Origin of the sequence: Vibrio sp. M260112, assembly GCF_036533775.1 — a bacterium.
Lineage (GTDB): Bacteria > Pseudomonadota > Gammaproteobacteria > Enterobacterales > Vibrionaceae > Vibrio.
On record NZ_JATABH010000033.1, the window covers coordinates 23,972 to 39,656 of the forward strand.

Below are 15,685 nucleotides of genomic sequence, written 5' to 3' on the forward strand. Positions count from 1 at the left end.
CAATGGCTACTGAAGCACAAATCCTAGAGGCACTCTTTGTCTCAATGTCTACGGCCTACACACAAGGTGTTAATGCAGCTTCGCCACAATGGAACAAAGTGGCAACCGAAGTACCCAGTGCGGGTGCCGCAAACTATTACGGTTGGCTAAAAGACTTACCTGGTATCAAAGAATGGGTTGGCGATCGTCAGCTAGTTGATATTGGTAAGCATGGCTATTCCATTGAAAACAAAACGTGGGAAAGTTCTATTTCCGTTAAGCGCGAAGATGTAGAAGATGACCAGATTGGTATGTACTCCGTCATCGCTCAAAAATATGGTGAAGACGTCACTTACTTCCCAGACACTTTGACTTACAAGCTGTTGTCTGATGGCTTTACCACTCTGTGTTATGACGGCCAAAACTACTTTGATAATGATCACCCATTGGAAACGACGCCTGCTTCAACATTCTCAAATGTAGTGGGAGACCCTTCAACGGACACTGGCGAAGCTTGGTTCTTACTTGATACATCCAAGGTCATTAAGCCGATTGTTTATCAGAACCGTCGTGCGTTCGTCTTCAAAAACATGAACCCAAGCGAAGAGTATTCTTGGTTTAACAACAAATTCGCTGCTGGTGTCGATGGGCGTTGTAACGTTGGTTTCTCTTTCCCTCAAATCGCAATTGGCTCTAAAGCTGCGCTCAACGAAGCAAACTATGCTCTGGCTAAGAAGCAGTTGCTTGAAATGAAGCGTGCAAACGGCACTCGTCTTGGCACCCGCGCAACAACATTGGTGGTTGGCCCATCCAATGAAGCTGCTGCTAAGAAGCTGATTAGCCGCATGTTAATTGAAGGTGGTGATTCCAACATCTACTACAACGACGTTGAAATTGTTGTGAGCACAGAAGTCGAGTAATCGATAAAGCGTAAAGGCTTATCAGCCGTAAGGCGATGACAGGCTGGCGGTGAACATTCACCGCCACGCTATAGCGGAGAACATCATGACCACAAGAATTGAACTAAACCCTGATGCCTGGACGGAGATTTCAAGTGCTGCCACTGGGTATATGGATAACGAAGGTCAGAGCATCGTGAAGTATCGCGTTGAAGATGCGCCCCCTTCAGATACTGAGACATGGGGACATAAGCTTGATCTTGAAAAAGGCATTGGTTGGTCACGTGCTGTTGCCAAACCTATTTATGGCCGCACCGTGACTCAAAAAGGCTTCGTCATTGTGACTGAGGGGTAAGTATGTTTTTTAGTGGCCCACCTCTTATCGCTCAAAGTGCACCACCCACACCGGAATCAGTGTTGCTGATGCGAACCAGTTATGTCACTCAAGATGCAAACGATCTAAAACAAACACTGGCTGCCAACAATACACCTGAGACTATCCAGTTCAATCAGATCCCTTTGGCCTCCCCAGACTTAACACTGGATTTAGCCACTGGAGAAGTCACTGCATTGAAGGATTTCAATGGGATGGCAAGCCTGAATGTCTCAATTCTTCGTGAGCTTTCCGGTGCTGGAAACACTGACTGGGGCATGTTTATTGAAGTTTTTGATACGGGAAGCAGTCAATGGGTGCCTTATGAAGGCAGTTTGCGCCCTATTACGTTGGACAGTCAATCAACCAATGAGAAGCGTTCTGTTGATTATTCAGTCTCTGTATCGGTTCTTGCTGGTCAGAAGTTCCGATGGCGTCACTCAACCAGTGATGCAAGCCGAACGGTCTCGATTGTTTCATTTGCTGCTGTTAATGGGTTGCCAGCATCAGCAGGTGTGATCATGAGTTTCTGGGGCATTAAGCCTTAATTAAATCGTGTTTAAAAGGAGTTCACTGTGAGTGGAACTAAAAACGCAACACCCTCAAAAAAACCTCGCGCCACAAAACCTGCCAATGGAGACGCTCCTGCATCAATGGATGCAGATAAAGCCAAGGCAACAGAGGAAGCCAAACAGAAAGCGTTAGACGAAGCAGAAGCAAAGTCAGCGGCGGATGCTAAGGCTAAGCAAGATAAAGACAATGCTGATGCGGAAGCTTTATCAACCAAAGAGCCTGCGAATGAGCAGGATAGTCCACAGCCTGAATCTGACTCGTCGAAACCTGAAGAGGTGGAGAGTGACAAGCCGGAGCAACCTGCGTCGATGGCGGATTCAGACACAACTGTAGAAGGAGCATCGAAAGATGACGTATTGGATTCAGAGAAAGTTACTGATGGTGATATTGGGGAGCATGTTGATGTGCTCGGTATTCTTGGTGCCTTTAAAGTTCGCGCTAAATCAGATCAAGGTTTTTGGCGCAGTGGTGTTAAGTTCCGTCGCCTTCAAGAAACCGTGGTGCTCGTGGTTGATGAAGAACCGAAAGATCAACCTGAAATCTTGGCTGCGGAAGATATCGACCCTGAGTTTGTGGTCTTTATGTCTGCGGAAAAAGCTCAGCGCGTGCACCGTGAACCCAACCTGGTTATTGAGGACGTCGAGTTAGAAGACGTCATCGACATCAAACAGTAAGTGAGTAAACCAAGATGGCAATCTACGCAACCAAACAAGACCTGATTGACCGTGATGAGCAGATGCTGTGGAACTTCGCGGTAGACCGTGACACAGGCGAACTCAACGACACCTGGATTAATCAGGCGTTAGACCAGGCTGATGAAGAAATTGACTCGTTCCTTGGTCGTCGTTATGTGCTGCCTTTGCCAACAGTGCCAGGCATGTTGAACAAGATTGCCATCACTATTGCGTTCTACTGGCTCGCTGACCGTGATCAGCAAGCCACTAACCTTCTGGAAGAGCGTTACAAAATGCAATTGACCACTTTACGTGAGATTGCAGATGGCAAACGTGAACTTGGCCTACCAACGATTGAAGCCCCAGCAGAAAGCAGCGTGGGCAAAGTTGAACTGATTCAAGAGAACGAACGCCAGTTTACCCGCAACAGCTTAAAAGGGGTGTTGTGATGAGTGCCAGTATCCAGGTGAGCGGAACACAGGAGCTTGAGCGTTACCAGCAACTCATTGACACGCTGGGTAACCCAAAGCACAAGGTCGAACTGCTTGATGCTTTGGGTAGCGCAGTAGAGAACCAGACCAAACTTAGAATTGCAGATGAAAAAACATCACCGGATGGTCGAGCTTGGCCTGAGTGGTCTGATGGTTATGCCAAGACACGGCATGGAAATCAATCTCTACTCGATAGCGAAGGCCATTTGAAAGAATCCATAACCTTTCAAATTGAAAGAAATCAAGTACGAGTTGGATCGCCATTAGCTTACTCAGGGGTTCATCAAGATGGATTTTCAGGTGCGGTTCAAGTGGCTGCGCATACGCGCCTTGTCACACAAGCGTTCGGCAAAGCTTTGGCATTTCCAGTTTATCAATCGGTCAACGCATTCACTCGCATGATGAACATTCCACAGCGTGAGTACCTTGGTCTGAGTCGAGATAACCAGACCGAAATCTACGCCGTGATTGGGAATTTTTGGCGTGAGCTGATGCAATAAGAGGATAGCTGAAATGACAACAAGACCCGACTTTAACACCATTGGCTCCACTGTGTGGGCCTGCAATGAAATCGTGAATTACCTGAAGCCTACTTTGGAAGGTGGACAAAGGGAAATAGGTAAGGTTCAAACGGTAGAACGCCATATAGGTCGATTCGATACGCCAGCCGATGTTAAACGCTGGCTATCAAATCGAGATGGTGGTGTTCGTGTTGCTGCGCTCAGAGTGGCGGAATACGACACCGTAGGTAATCGCCTGATTGGCAATGTCAATTTCGTTGCTTACATCTTTACCGCAGACCAATACGGCTATGAGAAAGATACCCGTGCAGAGGTCATTACTGGAAGCTTAGTGCGAGCTCTGCTTGATAGAAGTGCGCTTCCGAGCGCTTATAGCAAAGCAATGAATGTTCGCAGTGACAACCTTTACAACGGAAAAATTGATGAGCTTGGTGTTGCTATATGGTCTGTCACTTGGTCACAGCAGTGGTACTTGGATGAAGAGATTGATCTGAGTGAGTTGGATGACTTCTTAACCTTTGGTCTGAAAGGTGAAATTGCAGAGGGCGCTCCCACGATTGAGGGTGAAGTGTCTCTGCCTCAATAGTCATTAAGTTTTTAACGTTAACAATCATAGGACGTAAACCATGTCGTTAGGAAAGAAACTGATTTTCTTGAAACCGAAAAAGACCCAAGTGCCAGTGCGCAAGCCAGAGGGTGGTTTCCTGGCAGAAGGTGGTGAAGATGTCGAACGCAGCGCTTATTGGCTGCGCCGCATTAAAGATGGCGATGTTCTTCAACCCTCTGATGAAGAGGTCGAAGCCATCAAAAAAGCCCGTGCTGATGAGAAAGCCAAGCAACTCGAACAGCAGAAAAAAGCGGCAAAAGCCAAACCGCAAACAGATAAAGGAGAATAAGCATGTCATTAGGCTCAATTCCTAACGATATTCGAGTCCCCCTCGTTTATATCGAGATCGATAACAGCCAGGCTCTGACCGGAACACCTGCCCTTGCGCAAAAAGTATTGGTGCTTGGTCAACAGCTTGCCAGTGGCAGCGCTACACCATTGACACTCAATCGCATCACAACCAGTGAAAGCCAAATGGACGACCTGTATGGCAAGGGTTCAATGATGGCATTAGCGCTGAAGAAGTTTCGCAAGAACAATCAGTTCACTGATGTGTACGCACTTGGCGTTGCAGACCTAGCCGCTACCGCAGCAAAAGGGGAAATTTCCGTTACCACCACAACGGTGAAGGCAGGTGTGATCTACTTACTGATTGCAGGTGAAAGTGTGCAAGTGACGGTTAAAGATACCGATGATGCAGATTCAATTGCGACGGCCATCATTGCGAAAGTTACGGCAAACGAAAACTTACCTGTTACCGCTGCGCTGAAATCGGGTGAAACCTCAATCGTTGAGTTGACGTGTAAATGGACAGGAATTACGGGTAACGACATTGATATCCGTTACAACTATTACGATGGTGAAGTGCTGCCTGGTGGTGTCACGCTTGCGGTGACCGCTATGGTAACGGGCGCAGGAACGCCAGATATGAGTGCGGTTATCGCTGCCATTCCGAACGAATGGTACAACCATATAGTGATGCCATTTAATGATACCCAGTCGATGAATGACTTGCGTGATGAGCTTGTCAGTCGTTGGGGGCCGCTCAAGATGATTGAAGGCATTGCCTATACTGCGTTCCGTGGCACGTTTGCCGAAACAGGCGCATTTGGTCAGGCTCGCAATGACTTTTTGTTTACCTGTATGGGCACCAACGATGCGCCTCAGTCACCGTGGGAATGGGCAGCGGCTTACGCTGGCCGTGCTTCCTACTCTTTGGGTATTGACCCAGCGCGCCCACTCCAGACGTTGGTATTAACGAGCTTGTTACCGCCAGCCAAGACCACACAGTGGGATATGACAGAGCGTAACCTGCTACTTCACGATGGTATTGCGACCTACATGGTGACCGCTGGCAATGAAGTGGCTATTGAGCGTGAAGTTTCGATGTATCGAGAGAATAGCTTTGGCGACCCAGACCCAAGCTACCTTGATATTACAACGCCAGCGACCTTGGGGTACTTGCGTTATTCGCTGCGCACCTTAGTCACGAACCGTTTTCCTCGCCATAAACTGGCAAATGATGATGTGCTTGATCGCCTTGACCCAGGACAACCTGTGGTGACGCCTAAAATCATGCGCAACACCATTTTGGAGTTGGCAAATGATGACTGGGTTCCAGCTGGTCTCATGGAAGATTTTGATGGTTTTAAAGAAACCCTTGAGGTGTACCGAGACACCAGTGACCAGAACCGCCTGAACTGTGTGTTCAAGCCTGACATTGTTAACCAGTTCCGAGTCTTCGCGGCACTGATGCAGTTCAAACTTTAATAGGGAGTACGCACCATGGGACAAATCCTTGGTCAAGTTGTTATTCGAGCGAATAGCAAACAATTAAAAACAAAGAAAGGTTCGACTCTGAACCCTGGTGGCTTCAATCATGTTTCTCACCCTGGTCCAAACCGTATTTGGGGTAAATCAAAAGAGTTCGTGCCATCTACGGTAGCGGTGGTCATTGCGGCAGATGAAGATGTCGATGTGGTGGAGATCAACAATATCACCGATGCCACGTTAACCTGGGAAGGTGATAACGGCGTGGACTATATGATCACAGGTGCGTCCCCCCAAGCGCCATTTCAGTTGAGTGACTCCGGTGAGATTACGGGCACCTTTGAAGGTAACCCTGCGGAGAAAATCTAATGGCAGTTCTTACTTTTGAACTTAAGGATGGCCTTAAATCGGGAGAAAACACTGGATATGAAGTTGGCCTTCGAGAGCTCACTCCTAGAGATGTTTTTGACGCTCAATTGGCTTCTGAAAAGTTAGGGTTGATAGAGGGCCGTCCATACGCTTACACCAGTAATGTTCAAATGGGGATGGAATTACTGTGTCGTCAAGTGGAATTTATCGGGAAGATCCAAGGCCCATTCTCTGCAAAAGAATTGCTGAAATTGTCACAAGAGGATTTTAACCTTATCCAGTCAAAAGCTTCTGAGCTAGATGATGCAATGGTTCCAGAAGAAGTAACGGAGGCTCTCGAATCGCGGGGGCGACCTGAAATCGCTGACTAAACCGCTTAGAACCTTGCTCCTTAATATGGGAGCAAGGTATCCAGTCAGCGATTTAAAAGTCCTTCCTATCCGTCATATTTTTGAAATGCTACCGCCGCTTATCGAAGGAACAGAGCATGGCTAAAAAACTTGAAACCGATATTGTTCTGAATTTACAGGGCAATCTAGCCTCTAAAGCAAGTAAATACTCGCAATCAATATCCACTCTTGGGAAAAAAAGCCAAAGTGCATTCAATATGATGGAACAGTCAGCTAAATCAGCAAGTAAAGGTATCGATACTTTTGGTAACCGTACTGTCCTTGGTGCGGGAGCAGTGGCTTTTGCATTTGAGAGAACATTTATTAAAACGGCTGCTGAGTTTGAACGTTATCAAGTAATGCTCAATAAACTGCAAGGTTCAGAGGAAGGAGGAGCGAAAGCTTTAGAGTGGATTGAGGACTTTACTCAAAACACCCCCTACGCAGTAAACGAAGTCACTCAGTCATTCGTAAAGCTAAAAGCTTTTGGTCTCGATCCTATGGATGGCACGATGCAAGCTATTGCCGACCAAGCCGCAATGATGGGTGGGACAGCTGAATCAGTAGATGGTATAGCGACAGCTCTTGGTCAAGCATGGACGAAAGGAAAGCTACAGGGTGAAGAAGCGCTTCAGATGTTAGAGCGTGGCGTTCCGGTATGGGACTACCTTGTGCAGGCTAGTAAAGACCTAGGTAAAAATAACGGGCTCGGATATACGGCTGCGCAATTACAAGATATGGCAAGCAAGGGCCAGCTTACCCGAGACGCTATTAAAGATCTCATAGACCAAATGGGTAAAGCTTCACAAGGTGCGGCTAAGAAGCAGATGGAGACATGGAACGGTATGATTTCCAACATGGGCGATCACTGGTCTGTTTTCCAAAAAGACGTAATGGAAAGCGGTGCGTTCGATGTATTAAAAGATGAGCTTGGTACTTTCCTTTCAATGCTTGATGAGATGAAAGAAACGGGTGAGTACGATGAACTTGTACAAACAGTAGGTAAAGATCTCGTTGAGGCTTTTAGAGCTGCTGCTGAGTTTGCAGGTGCCGTAAAGGAAGTTGGTCAAGAATTACTTCCTGTGCTGCGAGCTATTGGGAATGGTGCTTCAGCAATTAGCGATGCAGTTGGTGGATATGGAAACTTAGCTAAGATTTTAGCTTCAGTTTACGCCTTGAATAAAGCGATAAGAATTGGTGCTCCATTATTGAAAGGTGCAGCCGGACTTGTTGGCAAAGGCTCTGGTGGAAAAGCTGGAGAAATTGCAGAGAAGTTGGGGGCGATGCCTGTTTACGTCATTAATATGCCAAGTGGTGGCATGGGTGGTCTGTCTGGAGATGTTTCCGATACAACGGATTCGAAAAAAACAAAATCAAGTAAAACTGGTACTGCTTTAAAAGGAGCTGCTGCTGCGACAGTTATCTATCCGCTTGTAGATACTGTGCTTGATTCTTTAGTTGGAGATACTGATTTTGGTAAGTGGGCCAAAGCCACCAAACTTGCTGATGTTTTTCCTAGTGTATTTGACTCATCAGATGCCAAACCTGCAAAGCAAACCGCAGTTAACCTCGCGAATGAATATTTAAATAAACAAAATCAACAAGGCTTGCCTTCTTACTTAACAGGCAATTACAACCAGATTGGCGGTCAATCTAATTATCCTGTTGGTGGACAAGTAAATGTAAAAGTTGATGTATCGGATGATAGAACTAAAACTTCCGTTACTTCATCATCTCCAACTATACAAATCGACCCAGACACCGGCACAAATTAAAGGGGCTATAAATGGCATTTGAAGATCGTTTAATGGCCTCCGTTCGTGGGGTGGAATTCTTTCTCGATGAAGCAGACGGCGAATCTGGCCGTCGTGCTATTCCTCATGCTTACCCTAAAAAGGAAGTGGGTTATACCGAGGACAATGGCAAGGTATTAACACAAGAGCGCATCAGTGGCCGCTGTGTGGGTGATGACTACATGCAGCAGCTCAGTGATATTTTGGAAGCTCTGAATAAGCCAGGGCCATGTGAGTTTATTCATCCCTGGTTTGGTATACGTAAGGTTCAGATTGGTAAAGTCAGCCATAAACTGGTGAACAAAACTGATGGGCTTGCCACCTTTAGCTTTGAGGTGTTTGAGCAGGGTGAAAACCTGTTCCCTACCGCTAAGCGTGATACGGCCAACCAGGTGCAAACCGAATCAGCCAAAGCACAAGATGCTGCGAATGATGCCTTTGAAAAGGACTTTGATGAAAGTGCGACTGAAGGCGTTGGCGATATGGTTGATCAGTTTCTTGATGACTTGGATGAGTTTACCCGTGGCTTGCCCTCTCTTCCTAGTGAGCTGCGTGAGTGGACTGACCGCCTTATGCGTACCAAAGACTCGATTGGTAACTTGTTGGCTTACCCTGGTGAACTGGCAAGAGAAACCATGGGCTTATTGGAAGACGTCAAAGGCGTAGTGACTGACCCTATCCGTGCGCTCGATGTTTACCAGAACGTGCAAAACCGTTGGGAAGGTATGCGTGCCGAGCTGGCAGTCACAGGTGGTTTAAGTCGTAACATTGAAAGTGAAAACGGCTTTGCCAGCTCTGTTCCTGGTGTAGCGAACCCAACCAAGCAAGCCGCTGTGCTTTCTAATGCGGATGCTTATAAGCGTCTTATCTTGAACTCTGCGGTGGTATCTAAAGCTTCAGCCATGGGAGAGGCAGATCTCAGCGTCGATCTTATCGACCAGGAAGAGAACATTGAAAGCTTATCCGGTGCTGAACGTAAGGCGGTATTAACAGGTCAACAGCTAAAGCAAACAGGCTATGACATTGCCAATGAACTTGCCGAACGTTCTGCGGATGCCGTAGAGCTGGGTGACTCTGCTGTTTGGCGTCAGTTTCGTTTGCTTCGCCAGGCGGTACTTGCGGATACTCGCTCTCGTGCCGAGCTGCTTCCTCAACTTAGCGTCTACACGCCAGTGAGTACCGTTCCAGTCTCTTTGGTGGCATGGCAAGAGAACGCTGATACCGAAACGCGTCAAAGTATTGTGCGTCGTAATGGTCTGGCTAATCCTTCATTTATCTTGCCTTCTGATTCTGTGGAGGTTATCCGCTCATGACCACTCAATTGGATGAAATCCTTTTAAAAGCAGGCGGCAATGTTTATGGCGGCTGGACAAAAATCAATGTCACCCGTTCATTAGAAGCAATGTCAGGCTCGTTTGATTTAGAGCTGACGTGGAAGTGGCAGGATTCAGACGCTAAGTACCAAGCGTTTATGGAGCCGATTAAACAGGGTGAGCCTTGCGTTGTTGAGATTGGTGGTGAGCGCGTGATTACAGGATATGTCGATGACTGGGTGCCAAGTTATGATGCTAACCAGGTGATCATTTCAGTCAGTGGCCGAGATAAAACCGCAGACCTTGTGGATTGCTCTATCGATTATCCCTCCGGTCAATTCAACAATCAGACGTTAACTCAGATTGCTCAAACCGTGTGTAAGCCTTTTGGTATTAAAGTGATCGTGAATACGGATGTAGGCGAAGCCTTCCCTCGCATCCAGATTGAACAAGGGGAAACTCCTCATGAGCTGCTGGCTCGTTTAGCCCGTCAGCGTGGCGTTCTGCTTACCAGTGATACCTATGGCAATCTGGTCATTACGCGAAGAAGCACACAGCGAGCTGGCGTATCACTGATATTGGGTGAGAACGTGAAAGCCGCACGTGGTCGCTTTAGTTGGCGTCAGCGTTTTAGCAGCTTCACTATCAAAGCTGTAGGCGCAGCATTTGGTTCATGGGATGACTCGCCATTGTCCACGGTTGGTGGCATCAAAGCCGAAGTGAAAGATGCAGAGATTAGCCGCTATCGCCCCATGATTATTGTCAACGAGGAAATCACTACCGCAGAGGGCGCAGCCAAGCGCGGTCAGTGGGAACGCCAACGCAGCATTGCTAAATCCAATGGTGCTGAGTATACGGTGACAGGGTGGCGCATTCCTCAAACGGGTAAGCTCTGGAACTTCAATACGCTTGTTCCCGTTCAGGATGAAATTATTGGTCTGGATGAAGAGCTGTTGATTGCCTCTGTTATGTTCAGTGAAGACGATGGTGGTCGTTTGGCTGTGATTAGTGTTGTGAATCCTGAAGCGTTCGATATTCCTGCTGAAGCCGAAAAGCAAACAAAAGTGGGAGGTGGTCAATGGTAACCATGAGACATATCGAGAAGTTACTTGCGCCTATCAAACGCCGTATCACTGGCATGGTCACTCGTGCGTTAGTCTCTGGTATTGTGGAAGACTTGCAGCGTCAGAACGTCCAGGTGCAGATCCATTCTGATGAGTCTGCGGATAACATCGAGCGCTTTCAGAACTACGGCATGAGCTCTGTCCCACCGACAGGAAGTGAAGCCATTCTAGCCGCTCTTGGTGGCAATCTTGGCAATCTGGTTGCGTTGGCCGTTGAAGACAAAAAAGTGCGCCCAAAAGGTGAAATTGGTGATGTTTTTCTCTACCATTTGGAAGGTCACCAAATCAAGCTTACCAAAGATGGCAAGGTGGTAATAACAGCAACTGATGTGACTTTAGAATTAAGCAACTCCCTCACTATTATTTCCCCTGAAACATTAATTCAAGGCCCTTTGCATGTCACAGGTGGCATTTCAACGGACTTAGGTATTTTCGCCACTGGGGGCATTACGTCTGCCAGTGTTGTTGGCGGCTCAGATTTGACTGCTGGCAATATCAGTTACCTTGGTCACTTCCACAAAGACGCAGAGAACAGGAATACATCAGCACCAGTGGGTTAGTTATGAGCGTGAGCATTGTGTTCGACATGATGAAGAACACAGGAGTCATTATCGAGGGCGGAAGTGTCGCAGATGACACAGTTTCTGCCCTCGTTTTGATCTCACTGTTTACTGATGCTCGCGCCGAAGACTCTGATACCTTGCCTGACGATTCAGGCGACCTTCGCGGCTGGCCTGGTGACACTTTCTATGACGCGCCATGGGGTTCAAAGCTTTGGCTCTTGTATCGAGAAAAGCTGACTACCGATGTGCGCAATCGCGCCGTGAAATACGCACAAGATGCCCTTGCCTGGATGCTTGTTGATAGCGGTGATGGTCAGATGGCAAAAAGTGTTACTGTCGTTGGTTCGATTCCCCGTTTTCAAACCTTGGCCTTGAATATCGATATTACCAAACCGGACGGTGAAGTGATTTCACTGACGGTTTCTAAACGATGGGAGGCGCAACGTGCCGTTTAACGTTCCGACGCTACGACAACTGATTGAAAGCGGTTTAATCGATATTGAAGCCTCGTTAGATGAGGTGCTTCCGAAATTTGGTATCGAGCAAGCGTTAAACTCTGCCGTAAGTGGCAGCGTTCGTGACCTTTACGATTACCAGACTTGGATCGTGCGTCAAATCATCCCGTCTACCGAGTCTGAAGACCAAACCATTATTGATGCGGCGCGTTATGAAGGCGTGATTCAAAAGCTTGCGACTAATGCCGCTGGCCCTGTGACGTTTGTCGGTGATGTGCCAATTCCTGTCGATACGGTGATGACGCATTCTGATGGGCGCTTGTATCGAGTCACGCTATCCAATGCGCCATCGGGTGGTAACGTAGTCGTAGAAGTAGAAGCTGAAGAAGCAGGAGCCGCTGGCAATCTAGCCGCAGGTGAGACGCTTACTTTAGTTTCAACCGTACCAGGCATTCAACCTAACGGCATCACTGGCGATATTTCAGGTGGTGCGGATATTGAGCCTGTATCTCAGGTGTTAGAGCGCTTGCTGTTTCGCAAACGAAATCCACCTATGGGCGGTGCAGTGCATGACTATGTGGCTTGGTGCCGTGAAGTTGCAGGGGTGACTCGTGCATGGGCCATCGATGCCTACCAAGGTGGTTCAACGGTGGGTTATGCGTTCGTCTTCGATGGACGTCAAGACATTCTACCCACGGTGACAGATAAGCAAGTGATGAGTGCTTATATTTACCGACATCAAGACCCAGCGACAGGGACAGATGTTGGCCGTCCTGCTGGCATCGAAGCGGTTGATATTCCGCTATCACTGAAGACAACCGATTTAGATATCAACCTGACCCCAGACACCACAGAACTACGTGCCAGTGTCCAAACCAGTATTGATGGATACTTTAAAACGCTCAGTCCTGGAAGCACGCTACTGGTGAGCGCAGTGCGTACGGCGATTGGTTCAGTGACTGGCGTCGGAGACTACACGCTAGACCTAGCCGCAGATGTTCCTGCAACATCGAATGAGTTACATGACCTCGGAGTGATCACATGGGCCACACCGTAGAGCAATGGACGAATTCGATAATGGCGCAAATGCCACGGGGTATCCTGTGGCAGCGTTCTACGTCGTTAGATCTCTATAAGTACGCCGCAGGTTATGCGCCACGATTAGAAGCAGCAGAAGTCAGTGCCGATAGCCTACTGCTTGAAATGCGCCCTGAAACCACTCAGAAACTGATTGATGAGTGGGAAGTGTATCTAGGGCTTCCAGAATGTCAGATTCAAAACCAGACCTTTGAATCACGCCGTGCCGCTGTGGTTGAAAAGTATCACCGCAAAGGTGGTTTGCAAGCGTGGAACATCGAGAAATTAGGCTCAGATTTAGGCTTTGATATCGAGGTGGAGGAAATCTTCCCTCACCACTGTTTGCGTGGTTGTACCTATCCACTTTATGAAGAGAAGTACCGCCATCTATTACGTATTCACGTCAAAGGCATCACCCAAGCTTACGCCACCTGCCTAGACGATTGTTTAACCCCGTTAGTATCTCAAACCGCCGTCATACTTGAATGCACCTTAAACAAGTTCAAGTTAGGCGGTAAATACTACGAATTTATCTATGAGGAGAGCGTGTAATGCATCCACTCAATAATGGCTCTCAGGTTGAGAACGTACCCGCACTCAAGCCAAGAGTTGGTACACCTGGTTACTTCAGTGAGAGCAATGACAATGGCGCACCAAGTTATCCAGGGCAGGATTGGTTTAATGCGGTGATTCGTGAGTTTCAGAATGCACTAGCTGCTTCTGGTGTAGCCTTTGACCCTGATAAGTTTGATCATCTACAGAAGTTGCTAGATGCCAACGGCAATCAATTCGCACCTTATCGAGCAGACCGTGTTTACCAATGTGGTGAAATTTGCTCCACTATCAGTGGAGGAAAAATCAGTTTTTGGGAGTGGTATTCGAATGTCGAATCTCTATCTAACAAAGACCCTCTTGATCCTGTTAACCGCCAGTCTGGTTGGAGCGACAATACTAAACCATTTTATTGGACTCCGTACAAAAAAGCTCGTTCTGGGACACCACTGTGGCCTTGGTTAAGTGAGACATTCCCGGAAGGTACATTAAATGTTGTTGGTAACTCAGTGCCTACTGCTGTTTTCTGGCGATTAGCGGAAGCTTTCCCTGAGTTTGTTAACGGTACTAACATTGATTTTCCTGAAACCGGTGGTGAGTTCTTTCGAGTGCTTGATCAAGGTAGAGGGGTTGATGGTGATCGCCAATTTGGCATGGCTCAGGCTGATGAACTTAAATCGCACACTCACTACACTGGTATTAATCCATCTAGAACAAACTATGCCTCACAAAACAACTTGGGGGCGTCTTACTACGATGGCCAGCAACAGACAGGGTCAACTGGCGGGGATGAAACTCGCCCTCGGAACTTAGCGTTTCCAATTTTAGTAGAGGTATGATACATGAGATATTGGACACTTAATAACAAGTCTCTTGAGGTGATCGGGTGTGGTGATGCCGACAAATGGAATATTCCGCGAAATGTTTTACTGATTGAGCCATTACCTGCGAGAGAGGGCTTTGCCTTAGTCGCCAAGGCTGATTTAAGTGGTACTGAATACATAGAAGACCACCGCGGTAAAACTATCTACAGCACAGCTAAGCCAAGCGAGTCCAAACAGGTAAAAAAGTTAGGTGAGATTGAGGAAGGCTGGACATTAAAAGAGTATCTACCCTACTCAATCTGGCAAAACAACGACTGGATACAACAAGTTGAATTACTCCAAGTCGCAAAGCGCAATGAAATTAATCAATGGCGAGATACCCAAGAAGCCAACCCAGATGAAGTTGTTGCTGTCAACGGCATTGAGTGGGATGCCAACCCATCGGCACGTTCACGGATTGAATCGACTCTCAACAGTGGATACCTGCCACCGTTCTGGACAGATGCCAATGACGTCGACCAACCCATTTCGATCGATGTGTTAAAAGCGATTCATGCCGCTATAGTTCAACGTGGTTTCGAAATCCACACACGGCAACGACAAATGAAAGCCGAAATCAAGCAAATAATAAATTTTGAAACGTTAGAAGCTTACAAAGTGGGTTGGTAAGCATTAAGGCAAAGTTTAAATATATTTAAAGCCTAGTATATTGAGCATTTGAAGTTGTGCTCAGTATGCTAGGTTTTTTTGCTCAAGTTCCACGGCGTGCTACATGCAGGTTTGAGAACCTGGAAATTATCATTAATTCTAGATATCAAAGAGCCTGCGATCTCTGGAAGAGTCACAGCAAAAAATTGGTCTATTTCCACCTTGAAATCCCGTTTTCTTTTGAAATAGACGTTGTTCCTCGACTTCTCATTCATTACTTTCCATAGCCACTCAATTGGGTTGAGGTTTGGACTGTAAGGTGGAAGATAATGTAGTTCGATATTTAGGACAAACGCCGCATCTTTGACTAAGTCACTGCGGTGATACCCCGCACCATCTAAAATGGTATGAAGCTTATGGGTTAACGGATAACTCTCTCTTAACTTACAGAAAAAACGAACAATCGATTCATTGTTAATGCTCTCATAGGCGTGAACAATGGTTGCACCAATATCCGACAGGTTCAGTGCGCCAATAATGTTCAATCGGCTACGATTACCCGTTGTTTCAATCACTTTATCCTGGCCAGTACGTATCCAGCCATGCGATATTTTTGTTGATAGTGTTGGGTGAACTACATCGATAAAGACTATCGATTCATCCTCGCCACAGCTTGCCTTTAGCGCTTCAT

General features: G+C 47.1%; 20 protein-coding genes and 1 pseudogene. 20 read left to right on the top strand and 1 reads right to left on the bottom strand.

What is annotated here, in order from left to right:
• Positions 1-2: 2 nt before the first annotated feature.
• From QTN95_RS13875 to QTN95_RS13970, 20 genes and pseudogenes are all read left to right on the top strand, one after another.
• Positions 3-899 (top strand): Mu-like prophage major head subunit gpT family protein, encoded by an 897-nt coding sequence (locus QTN95_RS13875; protein WP_331417884.1) that lies wholly within the window; start codon positions 3-5, stop codon positions 897-899.
• 85 nt (positions 900-984) lie between these two features.
• Positions 985-1,233 (top strand): hypothetical protein, encoded by a 249-nt coding sequence (locus tag QTN95_RS13880; RefSeq protein WP_331417885.1) that lies wholly within the window; start codon positions 985-987, stop codon positions 1,231-1,233.
• A 2-nt stretch (positions 1,234-1,235) separates the two neighbouring features.
• Entirely contained in the window at positions 1,236-1,799 is a 564-nt protein-coding gene (locus QTN95_RS13885; protein ID WP_331417886.1) for a hypothetical protein, read from the top strand.
• A 27-nt stretch (positions 1,800-1,826) separates the two neighbouring features.
• The gene (locus tag QTN95_RS13890) at positions 1,827-2,498 is read left to right on the top strand and encodes a hypothetical protein (protein WP_331417887.1); all 672 of its coding nucleotides are present in this window, start codon (positions 1,827-1,829) and stop codon (positions 2,496-2,498) included.
• 14 nt (positions 2,499-2,512) lie between these two features.
• Positions 2,513-2,947, top strand: a complete 435-nt coding sequence (locus QTN95_RS13895) for a gp436 family protein (RefSeq protein ID WP_331417888.1) — start codon at positions 2,513-2,515, stop codon at positions 2,945-2,947.
• The gene (locus QTN95_RS13900) at positions 2,947-3,489 is read left to right on the top strand and encodes a phage virion morphogenesis protein (protein ID WP_331417889.1); all 543 of its coding nucleotides are present in this window, start codon (positions 2,947-2,949) and stop codon (positions 3,487-3,489) included. Before QTN95_RS13895 ends, QTN95_RS13900 begins: the two co-directional genes overlap by 1 nt.
• A 13-nt stretch (positions 3,490-3,502) precedes the next feature.
• The gene (locus tag QTN95_RS13905; RefSeq protein ID WP_331417890.1) at positions 3,503-4,096 is read left to right on the top strand and encodes a hypothetical protein; all 594 of its coding nucleotides are present in this window, start codon (positions 3,503-3,505) and stop codon (positions 4,094-4,096) included.
• Positions 4,097-4,136: 40 nt separating this feature from the next.
• On the top strand, positions 4,137-4,406 hold the full coding sequence (locus tag QTN95_RS13910) for a DUF2635 domain-containing protein (RefSeq protein WP_038229051.1): 270 nt from the start codon (positions 4,137-4,139) through the stop codon (positions 4,404-4,406).
• Between the two features lie 2 nt (positions 4,407-4,408).
• A complete protein-coding gene (locus QTN95_RS13915; protein ID WP_331417891.1) occupies positions 4,409-5,887 on the top strand; it encodes a phage tail sheath subtilisin-like domain-containing protein in 1,479 nt (492 codons plus the stop codon).
• Positions 5,888-5,902: 15 nt separating this feature from the next.
• Positions 5,903-6,256 (top strand): phage tail tube protein, encoded by a 354-nt coding sequence (locus QTN95_RS13920; protein WP_038229053.1) that lies wholly within the window; start codon positions 5,903-5,905, stop codon positions 6,254-6,256.
• A complete protein-coding gene (locus QTN95_RS13925) occupies positions 6,256-6,627 on the top strand; it encodes a phage tail assembly protein (RefSeq protein ID WP_038229055.1) in 372 nt (123 codons plus the stop codon). Before QTN95_RS13920 ends, QTN95_RS13925 begins: the two co-directional genes overlap by 1 nt.
• Positions 6,628-6,863: 236 nt before the next feature.
• Positions 6,864-7,754 (top strand): annotated as a pseudogene (locus tag QTN95_RS13930) (tape measure protein); the annotation flags it as partial.
• A gap of 677 nt (positions 7,755-8,431) precedes the next feature.
• The gene (locus tag QTN95_RS13935; RefSeq protein WP_331417893.1) at positions 8,432-9,751 is read left to right on the top strand and encodes a DNA circularization protein; all 1,320 of its coding nucleotides are present in this window, start codon (positions 8,432-8,434) and stop codon (positions 9,749-9,751) included.
• Positions 9,748-10,836, top strand: a complete 1,089-nt coding sequence (locus QTN95_RS13940) for a phage baseplate assembly protein (protein WP_331417894.1) — start codon at positions 9,748-9,750, stop codon at positions 10,834-10,836. Before QTN95_RS13935 ends, QTN95_RS13940 begins: the two co-directional genes overlap by 4 nt.
• Entirely contained in the window at positions 10,830-11,435 is a 606-nt protein-coding gene (locus QTN95_RS13945; protein ID WP_331417895.1) for a phage baseplate assembly protein V, read from the top strand. The genes QTN95_RS13940 and QTN95_RS13945 overlap by 7 nt, the downstream gene beginning before the upstream one ends.
• Positions 11,436-11,437: 2 nt before the next feature.
• Complete coding sequence (locus QTN95_RS13950) at positions 11,438-11,893, top strand: phage GP46 family protein (protein ID WP_038229063.1); 456 nt, start codon at positions 11,438-11,440, stop codon at positions 11,891-11,893.
• Positions 11,883-12,950 carry a baseplate J/gp47 family protein gene (locus QTN95_RS13955; protein WP_331417896.1) on the top strand — a complete coding sequence of 356 codons (1,068 nt, stop codon included), beginning with the start codon at positions 11,883-11,885 and terminating at the stop codon, positions 12,948-12,950. Before QTN95_RS13950 ends, QTN95_RS13955 begins: the two co-directional genes overlap by 11 nt.
• The gene (locus QTN95_RS13960; RefSeq protein ID WP_038229068.1) at positions 12,935-13,522 is read left to right on the top strand and encodes a YmfQ family protein; all 588 of its coding nucleotides are present in this window, start codon (positions 12,935-12,937) and stop codon (positions 13,520-13,522) included. The genes QTN95_RS13955 and QTN95_RS13960 overlap by 16 nt, the downstream gene beginning before the upstream one ends.
• Complete coding sequence (locus QTN95_RS13965) at positions 13,522-14,361, top strand: hypothetical protein (protein ID WP_331417897.1); 840 nt, start codon at positions 13,522-13,524, stop codon at positions 14,359-14,361. Before QTN95_RS13960 ends, QTN95_RS13965 begins: the two co-directional genes overlap by 1 nt.
• Positions 14,362-14,364: 3 nt before the next feature.
• A complete protein-coding gene (locus tag QTN95_RS13970) occupies positions 14,365-15,015 on the top strand; it encodes a DUF4376 domain-containing protein (protein WP_331417898.1) in 651 nt (216 codons plus the stop codon).
• Positions 15,016-15,083: 68 nt separating this feature from the next.
• Here QTN95_RS13970 and QTN95_RS13975 read toward each other — a convergent pair.
• Positions 15,084-15,685 (bottom strand): IS630 family transposase (locus tag QTN95_RS13975; protein WP_331417899.1); only part of this gene is annotated, 602 nt, incomplete at its 5' end.

Excerpts from the sequence above, each read along its gene's own strand:
- QTN95_RS13875 (WP_331417884.1), top strand. The coding sequence starts at position 3 with ATGGCTACTGAAGCACAAATCCTAGAGGCACTCTTTGTCTCAATGTCT.
- QTN95_RS13880 (WP_331417885.1), top strand. The coding sequence starts at position 985 with ATGACCACAAGAATTGAACTAAACCCTGATGCCTGGACGGAGATTTCA.
- QTN95_RS13885 (WP_331417886.1), top strand. The coding sequence starts at position 1,236 with ATGTTTTTTAGTGGCCCACCTCTTATCGCTCAAAGTGCACCACCCACA.
- QTN95_RS13895 (WP_331417888.1), top strand. The coding sequence starts at position 2,513 with ATGGCAATCTACGCAACCAAACAAGACCTGATTGACCGTGATGAGCAG.
- QTN95_RS13900 (WP_331417889.1), top strand. The coding sequence starts at position 2,947 with ATGAGTGCCAGTATCCAGGTGAGCGGAACACAGGAGCTTGAGCGTTAC.
- QTN95_RS13905 (WP_331417890.1), top strand. The coding sequence starts at position 3,503 with ATGACAACAAGACCCGACTTTAACACCATTGGCTCCACTGTGTGGGCC.
- QTN95_RS13910 (WP_038229051.1), top strand. The coding sequence starts at position 4,137 with ATGTCGTTAGGAAAGAAACTGATTTTCTTGAAACCGAAAAAGACCCAA.
- QTN95_RS13915 (WP_331417891.1), top strand. The coding sequence starts at position 4,409 with ATGTCATTAGGCTCAATTCCTAACGATATTCGAGTCCCCCTCGTTTAT.
- QTN95_RS13920 (WP_038229053.1), top strand. The coding sequence starts at position 5,903 with ATGGGACAAATCCTTGGTCAAGTTGTTATTCGAGCGAATAGCAAACAA.
- QTN95_RS13925 (WP_038229055.1), top strand. The coding sequence starts at position 6,256 with ATGGCAGTTCTTACTTTTGAACTTAAGGATGGCCTTAAATCGGGAGAA.
- QTN95_RS13935 (WP_331417893.1), top strand. The coding sequence starts at position 8,432 with ATGGCATTTGAAGATCGTTTAATGGCCTCCGTTCGTGGGGTGGAATTC.
- QTN95_RS13940 (WP_331417894.1), top strand. The coding sequence starts at position 9,748 with ATGACCACTCAATTGGATGAAATCCTTTTAAAAGCAGGCGGCAATGTT.
- QTN95_RS13945 (WP_331417895.1), top strand. The coding sequence starts at position 10,830 with ATGGTAACCATGAGACATATCGAGAAGTTACTTGCGCCTATCAAACGC.
- QTN95_RS13950 (WP_038229063.1), top strand. The coding sequence starts at position 11,438 with ATGAGCGTGAGCATTGTGTTCGACATGATGAAGAACACAGGAGTCATT.
- QTN95_RS13960 (WP_038229068.1), top strand. The coding sequence starts at position 12,935 with ATGGGCCACACCGTAGAGCAATGGACGAATTCGATAATGGCGCAAATG.
- QTN95_RS13965 (WP_331417897.1), top strand. The coding sequence starts at position 13,522 with ATGCATCCACTCAATAATGGCTCTCAGGTTGAGAACGTACCCGCACTC.
- QTN95_RS13970 (WP_331417898.1), top strand. The coding sequence starts at position 14,365 with ATGAGATATTGGACACTTAATAACAAGTCTCTTGAGGTGATCGGGTGT.